We start from the raw sequence: 14,121 nt of genomic DNA on the forward strand, positions 1-14,121 counted from the left end.
TTATATATTTTATGTCATTGCCGGTAATTCACCAACAATCACTTTATTCATCTTACTTTCTGATTTAACAGGATCTTCACTCAATCCTTTTTTACCATTCTCTTCTACATCCCTGCTTACGCTCAGGATAATTCCAAAAGCGATACTCGTGAAGATCATCGAAGTACCACCCATACTTACCAGCGGTAACGGAACCCCTGTTACTGGTCCTAAACCTACGGCCACTGCCATGTTCGCAAAAGCCTGTATCGTTAAGCTAAAACTTAAACCGGCAGCGAGCAGTGCCCCAAAAGCTTTTGGGCTCTGCGTGACAATCCTGACACAGCGGTACAGCAATACCAGATACAGCACGATAATAATCAACGCTCCGACCAGTCCGTATTCCTCTACGATAATCGCAAAGATAAAATCCGAATATGGGTGAGGCAGGAAGTTACGCTGCGTACTGTTTCCCGGTCCTTTTCCAAAGATCCCTCCCGATGCCAATGCAATTTTTGCCTGATCTGCCTGGAAGGTTTTATCCGAATGCTGTTTTTCAGGATGCATATAAGAGTTGATACGTGACTTGTAAGTCTCACGCCTTGGCCCCAGAAAAAACACGAACATCAGTAAGACAAAACCACCTGCACAAACAATCATAATTTGTTTGATACTGATCCTGCCTATAATCAGCAATAATATACTTACACCAAACAGCATCAGTGCTGTTGACAAATTCGCTAATGCAATTAAAACGAAGACCACACATACAGAGCCCATGATCGGGATAAATGAAGTCTTTACGTCTTTAATATTTTCCTGCTTCTTAGTCAGCATCCTTGCCAGAAAGGTAATCAGGGCTAGTTTAGCTAAATCGGAAGTTTGAAAGGTCAAACCGATAATAGGGATCTTAACCCACCTCGAAGCATCATTTAAACTCGCTCCAAAAACAAGCGTATAGAACAAGAGCGGGATCGTAATAATCATCAGGATTTTTGAAATCCCTGCATAATATTTATAATCCACTAAATGCGCAATATAGATCATACCAATCCCCATCACCACAAAAATCAAGTGTTTGGTGAGCAGTATTTTTTCTACCGTTTTGCCTTGTTTATAGGCTAGTGTTCCCGTTGCACTATAAACCGCAAAAATAGAAATCAAAGACAACAGGATAATGATAAGCCATATCCAGCGGTCCCCTTTGGTTTTCTCTAAAAGCGCTTGTACCGTACCCATTATTTATAATTCTTTTACAGCCATTTTAAACTGATTTCCACGATCTTCGTAGTTTTTAAACAAATCAAAACTTGCACAAGCCGGTGACAACAGTACTGTATTTCCTTTTGTCGCCAGGTGATAAGCTACCTGTACAGCTTCATTTGCAGAAAACGTATTGACAATAATATCCACATCATCTTCAAAAGCTTCATGAATACGTTTGTTATTTTTCCCAAGACAAACAATAGCTTTCACTTTTTGCTTAACCAGGTCTTTCAGCATACTATAATCATTTCCTTTATCAACTCCACCCATAATCAGGATTACATCAGTGTTTACACTTTCCAATGCGTACCAGGTAGAATTCACATTCGTCGCTTTTGAATCATTGATATAATCCACACCCGAAATCTTAGCGACATGCTCTAACCGGTGTTCAATATTTTTAATATCTCCCATACTTTCTCTGATCGTTGTATTGCGGATCTCCAGTACTTTAGCGACTATGCCCGAAGCCATAGAGTTGTAGATATTATGCTTGCCTTGTAAAGCTAACTCTGATATTGACATGGTTAATTGGTCTTTTGGATTTATATTGATATGAATATTGTTGCCTTCCAGATAAGCTCCGCCTTCTACCTTTTTACGGATAGAAAATGGACATTTCTGTGAATTCACCTTTGCGCTTTTTAAAGCTTTCAGGGTTTCATCGTCATCGGCACAAAAGATAAAATGATCTTCAGGTCTCTGATTCTGTACTATACGCATTTTTGAAGCTGCGTAATTTGTCATTTTGTAATCGTACCTGTCCAGATGGTCAGGCGTAATGTTTAAAAGTACAGCGATATCAGCTCTGAATTCATGCATATCGTCCAGCATAAAGCTTGATATTTCCAGTACATACCAGTCAAAATTCTCCGTAGCTACCTGAGCAGCAAAGCTGTTCCCTATATTTCCTGCCAGACCAACATTTAAGCCTGCTTTTTTAAGGATATGATAAGTCAGCATCGTCGTCGTTGTCTTACCGTTTGAACCGGTAATACAAATAGTTTTTGCAGTAGTATATCTTTTAGCAAATTCAATTTCCGAAATCACCGGAATATTTTTCTTTTTCAGTTCTTTAACAATTGCCACTGAATCTGCAATTCCAGGGCTCTTAATAACCTCAGCTGCATTTACAATAGCAGAAACAGTATGCTGGCGTTCTTCAAATGGAATATTCAGCGCTACCAGGGTTTCTTTATAGCGGTCTGCAATTGCTCCGAAATCCGAAACAAAAACATCAAAGCCCTGCTTCTGTGCCAGTATTGCTGCACCTATACCGCTTTCACCAGCTCCAAGTATGACGATCCTTTGCTTTTCCATTATCTCAGTTTTAAAGTGATTATGGTGATGATGGCTAATAATATTCCTACAATCCAGAAACGGGTAACAATTTTTGCTTCATGGTATCCTTTTTTCTGATAATGGTGATGCAGAGGGGACATCAGGAATATCCTTTTGCCTTCTCCAAAACGCTTCTTAGTGTATTTAAAATAAGAGACCTGCAGCATCACAGATGTCACTTCGATCAGGAATACACCGCATAAGATCGGGATCAGCAATTCTTTTCTGATCATAATTGCCAATGCAGCGATGATACCCCCGATAGCCAGACTTCCGGTGTCTCCCATAAAAACCTGTGCAGGATAAGAATTGTACCATAAAAAGCCGACACAAGCACCTACAAAAGCACCTGCAAAAATCATCAGCTCACCTGAATTGGGGATGTATAATATATTCAGGTAATCTGCGATAACCGTATTACCGGACACATAGGCCAGTAAACCAAGTGTAATCCCTATAATTGCAGAAGTCCCTGTTGCCAGGCCATCAATTCCATCCGTCAGATTCGCTCCGTTAGATACCGCAGTAATAATGATAATTACGAAGAGGATAAACACAAAAACCGCATATTTTTCATATCCGGGGCCCAAAAATTTAAGGACCTTCGCATAATCAAACTCGTTATTTTTATAAAAAGGAATATTAGTAATCGTTGATTTTACATCCTGTGTATAATAAAACTTCTCCCCTTTTTGTCTCAATACCATAGGCGCCGTATTCTTACTCACTCCTGTTTCATCCACAGTTTGTCTCACCACGATATTCGGGTTAAAGTACATGGTCCAGCCAATGATTAATGCTAAACCTACTTGTCCGACAATTTTAAACCTGCCTGCAAGTCCTTCTTTATTCTTTTTAAATACTTTAATATAATCGTCTACAAAACCAACTGCCCCCATCCATACTGTGGTTACGATCATCAGCAGCACATAAACATTGGTCAGGTTAGCCAGTAATAATGTCGGGATCAGAATACCCATCAGAATCATAATTCCACCCATAGTTGGTGTACCTTGTTTCTGCATTTGTCCTTCCAGCCCCAGATTCCTTACGGTTTCACCAACTTGCATTTTATGCAGATAATTGATAATCCTTCTTCCATATACAGTTGTAATTATCAAAGAAATGATGATAGCCAGTGAAGTACGGAACGTAATATATTGGAATAACCTTAATCCTGGAAATTCGTAATGTGCGTTTAAATATTCAAATAGATAATATAACATTAGCTGATTAAGTTTAATTGTTCCATTAACACTTCTTTATCATCAAAATGATATCTTACTCCATTAATCTCCTGGTATTTTTCATGCCCTTTACCTGCAATCAGGATAATATCTCCTGGTCTGGCCAAATGACAAGCCGTTTTTATTGCTTCCCTGCGGTCAGCAATAGTTAATGTTTTTCTTTGATTTGTTGGCGATACACCAGCTTCCATGTCTGCCAGAATCTGATGCGGATCTTCTGTTCTTGGATTATCAGAGGTCAGAATTACTTTATCGCTCCAGTCACAGGCCACCTGAGCCATTACCGGGCGTTTAGTTTTATCTCTGTCACCTCCACAACCAATCACAGTGATTACCTGCTCTGTACCTTTCCTGATATCGTGGATCGTAGTTAATACATTCTGAACTGCATCAGGTGTATGTGCATAATCCACCAGACCTATAATCTGTTTTGAATTGGGTACCTCTTCAAACCGGCCTTCCGCACCGGTAAGATTGCTCAGAATAGTTAATACGTTTAACTTATCCTGACCCAATAACATGGCTGTACCATAAACTGCAGCAAGATTATAAGCGTTGAATGAACCTACCAGTTTAAAGAATACATCAGTATGATCTATTTCAAGATTTAAACCACTGAACCTGTTTTCAATGATATTTGCCTTATAATCGGCCAGTTGTTTCAGGGCATAAGTCTTTTTAGAAGCCTTCGTATTCTGAAGCATCACCATACCATTTTTATCATCGGCATTGGTTAAAGCAAAAGCACCTTTTGGGAGTATATCAAAAAAGGATTTCTTCGCTTTAATATAGTTATCAAATGTTTTGTGAAAATCAAGGTGATCATGCGTAATGTTAGAGAAAACACCGCCTGCAAATGTCACTCCTTCTATTCTGTGCTGAACCATCGCATGAGAACTCACTTCCATAAAACAGTAAGTGCAGCCCAGCTCAACCATTTGTTTTAAAAGCTGATTTAAAGCTAATGGATTTGGTGTGGTATGCGTAGCTGCAATAATCTGATCATTCACCTGATTCTGTACCGTAGAAATTAACCCGGTATGGAAACCAAGGCTTCTGAATAATTTAAATAAAATCGTAGCAATTGTAGTTTTACCATTTGTTCCGGTAATTCCAACCAGTTTCAAAGAAGAAGAAGGATTTCCATAAAAATTGGAAGCCATAATTCCCAGTGCCACCGAAGTATTTTCTACAATAATATAAGTCACAGCAGGGTTAACCTCTGCTGGTATCTCTTCACAAATAATAACCGTTGCCCCTGCAGCAATAGTCTGGCTGATAAAAGTATGTCCGTCTGATAAAGTTCCCTTTACTGCAAAAAATACAGCATCCTGCTGTACCTCACGTGAGTCAAACGTAAGCGCACTAATTACCCTGTTGGTTCTTCCAACCAGGTTTTTAATCGCTACTCCATATAAAACATCCTGCAACTGCATCTTATTTCAATTCTAATTGTACCAATAATCCTCTTCCAATCTTCATTCCCGAAGGCACCGACTGGCTTATTACTTTCCCACTTCCCTTAATCTGTGTTTTTAAACCGGCATTCCCTAAAAGGTAAAGGGCATCTTTCAATCCCATCCCGCTTACATTAGGCATTGTACCTTTCACAGCATTATATTCTTCATAAACAACCCCGTTGCTGGTATCTACACTATTGAAATAGTCAGATTTCGCTGCATAAAGGGCTTTAATCCCCAGGGCATTGTAAACACTTTTTACTGCTTTACTCTGTCCTGCTTTCGCTTCCGGACTTTTTGTGTTTCCAACCAAATGGTCAGTCACATTGTTAAACATCTGCATATCGCTCGCATAAATACGATCTGCTATTTCTTTAAATACCGGGCCCGCTACCGTTCCGCCATAGTATCCATTTTTAGGCCCGTTAATAGAAACCATAATCGAATACTTCGGTTTATCTGCCGGAAAGTATCCGCAAAATGAGGCCTGGTAACTTCTCTTAGCCTTATATCCTTTATTCCCATCAGCCACCTGTGCTGTACCTGTTTTACCAGCTACCCGGTAAAAAGGAGAGCCCATCAGCTTACCTGTACCTTCTGTAACTACACCTTCAAGCATAGCCTGTAATTTTTTCACTGTACTTTCAGAGCAAACTTTCTCACTGATCACCCTGGCATGAAACTGTTCAATCGGATTGCCCAGTCTTCTGATTTCTTTTACAAAAATTGGCGATATATATTTTCCATCATTTGCAATGGCATTATAAAACGTCAAAATCTGCAGTGGGGTAATCTGCATTTCATAACCATAAGCCATCTGCGCCAAACTTAAACCACTCCAGGACCTGTAAGACGGGTTCTTAATCACCGGCTTTGTCTCTCCGGGAATCTGCAGCCCCAGTTTTTCGTTCATATGGATCTTGTACAAATGATCCGTAAACTCTTTCGGATTATCTTTATAAGCACCATAAACAAATTTGGCAACAGCTGTATTTGACGAAACTTCAAATGCCTTCTTAGCAGTTACAACACCCACACCTCCATGTGAATCTTTAATATTATGGTTATAAACCCTGAAAACTCCATTACCCGTATCTACCGTAGTATTCGTATCTATCTTTTTATCTTCCAGCAAAGCCATATAAGAGGCCAGCTTAAAAGTAGATCCCGGATCCTGGCTTCCACCAATTGCGTAATTGAACATCTCCTTATAAACACCTTCACTCTCCCTGGTAAAATTTGCCACCGCTCTGACTTCACCTGTAGCAACCTCCATCAAGATCACAGTCCCATGATCAGCATCACTTTTGATCAGTTGTTTTTCAAGCGCACTTTGCGCAAGGTCCTGCATATTGATATCGATTGTAGAAATAATATCAGAACCTTCTTTAGGTGCGATTTCGGCTTCGTCATTGACTGGCATCCATACACCACCGGCAATTCTTTGTACTAACCTTTTACCGCTCTCCCCATTAATATAATTACCGTAAGCACCTTCCAGCCCTACTCCGTTCGAAACGTTTTCATTCTTATACCCGATTGTCCGCTGTGCCAGAGATTTAAAAGGTAAAATCCTTTTATTCTGCTGAATAGCCATTAAACCACCGCTATACTTCCCAATATTATATAATGGAAAAGTTCTGATCGTTTTTAAATCCTGGTAATTCACTTTACGCTTAATCAATAAATATCTCACGCTGTCTGCTCTTGCAGTACGCAGGATACGTGAATATTCTTTTGGCGTCTTGTCCATAAAAAACTGCGAAAGTTTCATAGCCAGAGAATCCACCTTAGCATAAAAAACTTTGTTCTCACTTATTCCCCCAGCATACAAATCCATCCGAAGTTCATATTCCGGTATAGATGTAGCTAACAGGCTTCCATCATTAGAGTAAATATTACCACGTGCAGCATCTATATTGATATACTTTGTAGAGAGACTATCGGCCATGGCACGCCATTTATGCCCCTCTACAAATTGTACATCGCATAATCTGACTAATACTGCCACGGCAAGCAGTACAATCAGTCCGAAGGACAGATAAACACGTAATAGTATGTTAGCTCTAATGTTCATCATTACTTATGATAATTTTTTTAGGAGGCTCTGTTAGCTCCTTAATGCCTAACGTATCTACTTTTTTTGCTACTTCCGTTAACTTGCTTTTGAACATTAAATCAGCTTTAAGCGATTTATATTCCCAGCTCAGTTCTTTTACTTCTTTATTCAGTTTATCTATATCTCTTATATTCTTAACCGCCATATGGCTGTTTGCGATGTAAAGCATCGTTAACAGCGACAAGAAGATCAGGAAAGGCAACATAGCGGTAGCAGTTTCTTTAGTCACTACTCCGTCCACAAAAAGCTTTTTAAAGAAAACCTTAGCATTTTCATGCTCTTTCTTTTCTTTTTTTGGCTTTTTTAAGCGAATTACCGGTTCTTCTGGTAATTCCTCTTCGTCCTCTACCTCATCTGCTCTGAACTGGTTATTCATATCTTTAGATCCTTTCTCCAATTCTCAATTTTGCACTTCTGGATCTGCTGTTTCTTTCCAGCTCGTCCTCCTCTGCAATCACCGCTTTACGCGTAATTGCTTTATAAGGTTTTTCTTCATTCCCAAAAAAGTCTTTATCAGCCTCTCCTCTGATTTTACCTTTGGCAATAAAATTCTTTACAGGTCTGTCTTCCAGCGAGTGGTAAGACATCACAACCAGTCTGCCACCCGGACTTAAAACCTCGGCAGTTTGTAATAAAAAGCTTTCCAGCACTTCGATCTCCGCATTAACCTCGATACGTAAAGCCTGGAATACCTGTGCCATGTATTTATTTTCTTTCCCTTTAGGGATATGGGCACCTGCAGCAGTTTTAAAGTCAGCCAGCGTTACAATAGGCTGTCCTGCACGAAAAGTAACCACAGCTCTGGCCAATGACTTCGCATTTTTAACCTCACCGTAGATCCCGAATATTTTATGAAGTTTATCCTCCGTATAAGTATTTAAAACATCGGCAGCAGTAAGCTTGCCCTGTTTGTCCATACGCATATCCAGAGAAGATTCAAATCTTGTTGAAAAGCCTCTTTCAGGCTCATTAAACTGATGTGAAGAAACACCAAGATCAGCCAGAATACCATCTACCTGTTTGTAACCCAATAAACGAAGGTTATTTTTCAGGAATGCGAAATTCTGATCAACGAATAAAAAACGAGGATCATTAATCTTATTTCTTTGGGCATCAGGGTCCTGATCAAAAGCGATAAGCACACCGTCTTTTCCCAGTTTAGACAAAATTTCTCTCGAATGTCCGCCTCCGCCAAAAGTAACATCTACATACACGCCGTCTGGCTTGATATTCAAACCATCAATACATTCTTTCAAAAGTACTGGTACATGATAATTATTTTCCATCTTCCCCCCTGTTTTTATTTCCCATCACTTCTTCAGCCAGATTCGCAAAATCTTCCGGCTCACTATCCAGTAAATTATCGTATGCAGTTTTAGACCAAAGCTCTATTTTATCAAACTGACAAGACAGGATTACCTCTCCGTCTATACCTGCAAATTCCAATAATGACTTCGGAAGATTGACTCTACCCGAAGCATCCAGCGTCAATTCTGTCGCACCACGAGTAAAAAACCGAATAAATTCTCTCGTTTTCTTCTCGTACTGGTTCAGTTTACTCAGCTCTTCCACTATTCCTTCCCACACTTTTTTTGGGTAGATGACCAGGTGCTTTTCAAAACCTCTGTTTATCACAAGTCCCTCTTGCTCAACGTTTGGCAATTGTTTTTTCAGATTCGAAGGGACCATCATGCGGCCTTTCGTATCCAATTTACAATCAAATTCTCCAAGTAGTTGAACCATTTTAGTATCTACACATTTTATGTAGTGTAAAAATAGACACTTCTACCACTTTTTACCACAATCTACCACAAAAAAGTTATCAACATAAATTATCCCCCACATTCTACCACCATACATGCAAAAAGGCCGCTTTAAAAAGCGGCCTTCTAAAAGGATGATTATCCTGTGGAAATTTTATTGACTTTAACCTTATCCGTTAATTGCCTTAACACCAGGCAGTTCTTTACCTTCCATGTATTCCAGTAAAGCACCACCACCTGTAGAGACATAACTCACTTCATCTTCCAGGTTAAATTTAGCAATTGCAGCAGCAGAGTCACCTCCGCCAATTAAAGAAAATGCGCCATTTTCTTTCGTTGCAGCTACTACAGCTTCAGCAACGGCACGTGTGCCCTGCTCAAAATTAGCCATTTCAAAAACGCCCATAGGACCATTCCATAATAAGGTTTTTGATTTTTTAATCACTTCAGAAAAAAGCTCAACTGACTTAGGGCCAATATCCAGTCCCATCCAGTCTGCCGGGATATGACCAGCATCAACACTTTTCTTTTCTGCGTTATTGTCAAATTTATCAGCAATAACAGTATCTAAAGGTAAAATGATGTTTACACCTTTTGCTTTAGCTTTTTCCAATAATTCAAGACAAAGCTCCATACGGTCTGCTTCCAATAAGGAAGTACCAATTTCACCGCCTTGTGCTTTGCTGAAAGTATAAGCCATACCACCACCAATAATCAGGTTATCTACTTTTTCAAGCAAACTTTCAATTAAAAGAATTTTGTCTGATACTTTTGCACCACCCATAATCGCAGTGAAAGGTTTTTCAGCATTGTGGTTAATTTTCTCTGCATTTTTCAGCTCTTCTGCCATCAGGTAACCGAAATATTTCTCCGTAGGAAAAAACTCAGCAATAATTGAGGTAGAAGCATGTGCACGGTGAGCTGTACCGAAAGCGTCGTTTACGTATACATCTCCTAATTTCGCCAGTTTAGCAGCAAAATCTTTATCTCCTTTTTCTTCTTCTTTGTAAAAACGAAGATTTTCCAACAATAAAACTTGTCCGGGAACAAGATTTTTCGCTTGATTTACAGCAGATTCTCCAATACAGTCATCAGCAAATTTAACTTCAAGATCAAGCATTCTTGATAAATCACCTAAAATATGTTTCAGCGAAAATTGATTTTCAGGACCTCCTTTTGGACGGCCTAAGTGTGACATTAAAATCACAGATCCACCATCATTCAAAATTTTAGTGATCGTTGGCAATGCAGCACGCATTCTTTTGTCATCTGTGATATTAAAATCTTTGTCTAAAGGCACATTAAAATCTACCCGAACTAAAGCTTTCTTATCCTTGAAATCACATTGGTCAATTGTTTTCATCTTGTAATTAATTTTTTTTAGGTGTTAAATGGCGCTATTATCCTCATCAAAGAGGATGAATAACAACCTTTCTTGTTATAAATATTTATTTATCGGCTATTTGGCTAAACATATCATAATGCGGGCCGATTCCGGGAACTTCAAATTCCTCAGAAATGACTTCAAAACCAAGTCTGTTATAAAAACCCACGGCAACAGTCCTTGCATTACACCAAATATAAGAAGCATGAACCAATCTCAGCTCATTGAGTGCAAAATTAATTAGTTTAGCCCCAAAACCCTGACCTGCAAAGGCCGGATTGGTAGCCATAGCGCGCAGTCTGTATCCCCCTTCTCCTTTTTCTTTATAATTTTCGGGAATAAATGTACAGATAGAAATCAGTTCTCCGTTTTCAAAACAGCCCAGATGAAAACCTCCTTCTATGTCGTCAGTAGCGAAAACGCAATCTTCGAGTGGTCTGTTAGCCCGTAATACCTGGCTTCTTAATGGTAATGTATCCTCTTTTGAGATTCTTCTAATCATAACGTGAAGAAATTTTCAGTACCAAATCTACTAATCTTGCAGAATAGCCGGATTCATTGTCATACCAGCCTACCACTTTAACCAGGTCACCAACTATCGAGGTGAGCTGTGCATCAAAAATACAGGAATGTGAGTTATCTAAGATATCAACCGAAACAATCGGGTCTTCTGTATATTCCAATACTGTATTCATTTCATTTTCAGCAGCAGATTTAAAGGCTTTATTAATTTCTTCTATCGTTGCCTTTGATTTAAGGATGCAGGTAAAATCTGTCAATGATCCGTTTAATACCGGAACACGGATTCCTGCTCCACCCAATTTTCCTTCCAGATGAGGAAAAATATTGGTTATAGCTTTTGCTGCACCTGTACTTGTAGGAATAATTGATGCAGAAGCCGCTCTTGCTCTTCTTAAGTCTTTATGCGGAGCATCATGCAGGTTCTGATCTCCTGTCATAGAATGCACCGTTGTGATATAGCCATCCAGAATTCCCCATTTATCATCGAGGATCTTTACCATCGGAGCTACATTATTTGTTGTACAGGAAGCGTTAGAGATAATATCTGCGCTTAAATCAAGCTCAGCGTCATTAACACCTAATACAAACATGGGAATATCTTTATCTGCAGGAGCTGAAATTAACACTTGTTTTGCACCTGCCAGAAGATGTTTCCCAGCACCTGCCCTGGTCGTAAACTTCCCTGTAGATTCCAGTACAAGATCTATAGCTAAAGCTTCCCAGGGTAAATTCTCAGGTTGTGCTTCTTTATAAACCCTGATCCTTTTACCGTTAACAATCAACGCTTCTTCATCAAATGTTACCTCTCCCTTAAAACCACGGTGAACGGTATCATATTTAAAAAGATGTGCTAAAGCTTTCAGATCACCAAGATCATTTATTGCTACCACATTGATACCTTTCTCTAGTGCCGCACGTAAAAATATACGGCCTATCCTACCAAAACCATTAATTGCTAATTTCATTTTTATATTCAGTTGACGGCACAAAACTAGCTATATTCTTTGGGCTTAATCTATGATATTTAATTGTTTTACATCTATCTTATAGATTGATGAACGACAATGGTTTAAAGAGTTTAAATGGCTATAATATTTAAAAATTCAGGATTTTGTTAAAAGAGAGGGAATCTAAAACAAGAAAAGCCTGTAGTTTTCCCTACAGGCTTTCTTTAAGATTTGGCACCGACCTACTCTCCCACGTGTTACCGCAGTACCATCGGCTCTGGTGGGCTTAACTTCTCTGTTCGGAATGGGAAGAGGTGGACACCACCGATATAGGCACCTAAATATTTTGAACGTTTCCGACACAATTGTATCCAACGTTTAATGTCTTATTGATGGCTCAAAGATAACTAAAAATCTCATATATCACCTATATATTACAGAAATTACGCGTTAGCTTAACAATTATTTTTTGTACATTTAATATAAAGAATTTCTAACTTAACATATTCTCGCACTCAGACCTGGCATTCTCCTGCAATCATTGGGGGCATATCTGTCCTATAATTTTGAAATGATGTTTCCTTTGAAATTTATAACCAGAATTATGATGATCCAACGCCTCTCCAAGCACCTGACCAGATTAAGAATCTCATTTATTGCCCTGTTAATTACATTATCCTCCTGTTTCTCTTCTAATTTATATGCACAGATATTTGAGTTTAGCGGCGGCCGTCAAAAGCAGACTATTGGCTTTACGATGGTAAAAAACCTGATCGTTATACCAGTTTATATCAATGGTAAAGGCCCTTATAATTTTCTGCTGGATACTGGTGTGGCACAAATGATTATCACGGATACAACTTTCCTCTCACAATTAGACATTAAAAATTCCCAGATTGTAAAAGTCCAGGGATATGGTTTTGGTGATAATATAGAAGCCGTATTAACCAGGAATATTACCGCTAAAGTTGGCAAAGCAATGATTAAAAATATACCAACTGCAATTTTCAAAAATGACATTTTCGATCTGTCCAGTTATCTGGGTATTAAAATACATGGAATACTTGGTTATTATTTTTTCAATAGCTTTATTGTAAAAATAAATTATGGTGCAAACAGGCTTACCTTCTATAGTCCTGAAGCAAACATAGCATTCAAAGGGACCAAGATCCCCATACAAATTACCAGTGGCAAACCTTATCTCACTACACAAATTGAAACTGAAGCCGAGGGGAAAATAGATGTTGAACTACTCATAGATAATGGTTCCAGTCATCCCTTAATGCTGGAAACACTGTATGATAAGACTTTCCCGCTCCCTAAAAAAATTATACCTGCAAATCTTGGCGTCGGAATTAATGGTATAATCAATGGGTCAATGGGAAGAATAGCTGCACTTAAACTTGGATCATATACTTTTAACGAAGTATTAACTGGTTTTCCTGACTACAATGTTGAGCGTTCAACCATTGAAGGAAAACCACGGAATGGCAGTCTTGGCTCAGATATATTAAGACGTTTTCTCGTAACCTTCGATTATCCGCACGAAGCATTATACCTCAAAAGGACAAATAATACTCCTCCAAAATTTGAACATGATATGTCTGGACTTGAAATCTATGTCATACAAGGGATTAGGGATAGGTTTTATATCGGAAGAATTGAATCGGGATCTCCAGGAGAAGAAACAGGTTTACAGCCGGATGACGAGATTATTGCTGTAAATTTCAATACAGTACAGCGCTATACACTCAACGATCTTACCGAATTACTGAAAGAAAATGATGGTAAGCAAATTCTAATTGAAGTATTAAGAGGTTCTGATAAACGTGTTTATCTTCTGAAGTTAAAAAAGAGGATCTAAATAACATCAGTAGCTTGCAATAGGTTTATCCCTTTGATCTCCTGTTAAAGATCATTAAGAATAAACTTGCTGTTAAAAAGGTTATGAATTTAGACGGGATGAACCACGGTGATGTAGCCCTTCATTTAAAAAAGCCTATAAACAAGAAAAGCCTGTAGTTTCCTACAGGCTTTCTTTAAGATTTGGCACCGACCTACTCTCCCACGTGTTACCGCAGTACCATCGGCTC

At 38.8% G+C, this 14,121-nt stretch carries 12 protein-coding genes and 1 rRNA gene; 1 reads left to right on the forward strand and 12 read right to left on the reverse strand.

Annotated elements, in window-relative coordinates; translation table 11 throughout:
* Positions 1-9 precede the first annotated feature (9 nt).
* From HDE68_RS25795 to rrf, 12 genes are all read right to left on the reverse strand, one after another.
* Positions 10-1,218 (reverse strand): FtsW/RodA/SpoVE family cell cycle protein, encoded by a 1,209-nt coding sequence (locus tag HDE68_RS25795; protein ID WP_183885522.1) that lies wholly within the window; start codon positions 1,216-1,218, stop codon positions 10-12.
* A 3-nt stretch (positions 1,219-1,221) separates the two neighbouring features.
* The gene (murD, locus tag HDE68_RS25800; RefSeq protein ID WP_183885524.1) at positions 1,222-2,565 is read right to left on the reverse strand and encodes a UDP-N-acetylmuramoyl-L-alanine--D-glutamate ligase; all 1,344 of its coding nucleotides are present in this window, start codon (positions 2,563-2,565) and stop codon (positions 1,222-1,224) included.
* On the reverse strand, positions 2,565-3,812 hold the full coding sequence (gene mraY / locus HDE68_RS25805) for a phospho-N-acetylmuramoyl-pentapeptide-transferase (RefSeq protein WP_183885526.1): 1,248 nt from the start codon (positions 3,810-3,812) through the stop codon (positions 2,565-2,567). The genes murD and mraY overlap by 1 nt, the downstream gene beginning before the upstream one ends.
* Complete coding sequence (locus HDE68_RS25810; protein ID WP_183885527.1) at positions 3,812-5,269, reverse strand: UDP-N-acetylmuramoyl-L-alanyl-D-glutamate--2,6-diaminopimelate ligase; 1,458 nt, start codon at positions 5,267-5,269, stop codon at positions 3,812-3,814. Before HDE68_RS25810 ends, mraY begins: the two co-directional genes overlap by 1 nt.
* Before the next feature lies 1 nt (position 5,270).
* A complete protein-coding gene (locus tag HDE68_RS25815; protein ID WP_183885545.1) occupies positions 5,271-7,370 on the reverse strand; it encodes a penicillin-binding protein in 2,100 nt (699 codons plus the stop codon).
* On the reverse strand, positions 7,360-7,788 hold the full coding sequence (locus HDE68_RS25820; protein ID WP_183885529.1) for an FtsL-like putative cell division protein: 429 nt from the start codon (positions 7,786-7,788) through the stop codon (positions 7,360-7,362). Before HDE68_RS25820 ends, HDE68_RS25815 begins: the two co-directional genes overlap by 11 nt.
* Before the next feature lie 4 nt (positions 7,789-7,792).
* Positions 7,793-8,698 carry a 16S rRNA (cytosine(1402)-N(4))-methyltransferase RsmH gene (gene rsmH / locus HDE68_RS25825; RefSeq protein WP_183885531.1) on the reverse strand — a complete coding sequence of 302 codons (906 nt, stop codon included), beginning with the start codon at positions 8,696-8,698 and terminating at the stop codon, positions 7,793-7,795.
* A complete protein-coding gene (mraZ, locus tag HDE68_RS25830; protein WP_041883311.1) occupies positions 8,688-9,155 on the reverse strand; it encodes a division/cell wall cluster transcriptional repressor MraZ in 468 nt (155 codons plus the stop codon). The genes rsmH and mraZ overlap by 11 nt, the downstream gene beginning before the upstream one ends.
* 189 nt (positions 9,156-9,344) lie before the next feature.
* Positions 9,345-10,538 carry a phosphoglycerate kinase gene (locus tag HDE68_RS25835; RefSeq protein ID WP_183885533.1) on the reverse strand — a complete coding sequence of 398 codons (1,194 nt, stop codon included), beginning with the start codon at positions 10,536-10,538 and terminating at the stop codon, positions 9,345-9,347.
* Between the two features lie 85 nt (positions 10,539-10,623).
* Positions 10,624-11,061 (reverse strand): GNAT family N-acetyltransferase, encoded by a 438-nt coding sequence (locus HDE68_RS25840; RefSeq protein WP_183885535.1) that lies wholly within the window; start codon positions 11,059-11,061, stop codon positions 10,624-10,626.
* The gene (gene gap / locus HDE68_RS25845) at positions 11,054-12,046 is read right to left on the reverse strand and encodes a type I glyceraldehyde-3-phosphate dehydrogenase (protein WP_183885537.1); all 993 of its coding nucleotides are present in this window, start codon (positions 12,044-12,046) and stop codon (positions 11,054-11,056) included. The genes HDE68_RS25840 and gap overlap by 8 nt, the downstream gene beginning before the upstream one ends.
* Before the next feature lie 211 nt (positions 12,047-12,257).
* Positions 12,258-12,369, reverse strand: a 5S ribosomal RNA gene (rrf, locus tag HDE68_RS25850).
* 263 nt (positions 12,370-12,632) lie between these two features.
* Between rrf and HDE68_RS25855 the strand changes: the two genes are divergently transcribed.
* Entirely contained in the window at positions 12,633-13,892 is a 1,260-nt protein-coding gene (locus tag HDE68_RS25855) for a retropepsin-like aspartic protease (protein WP_183885539.1), read from the forward strand.
* Positions 13,893-14,121 lie beyond the last annotated feature (229 nt).

This window comes from Pedobacter cryoconitis, assembly GCF_014200605.1.
GTDB classification, from domain to species: Bacteria; Bacteroidota; Bacteroidia; order Sphingobacteriales; family Sphingobacteriaceae; genus Pedobacter; species Pedobacter cryoconitis_B.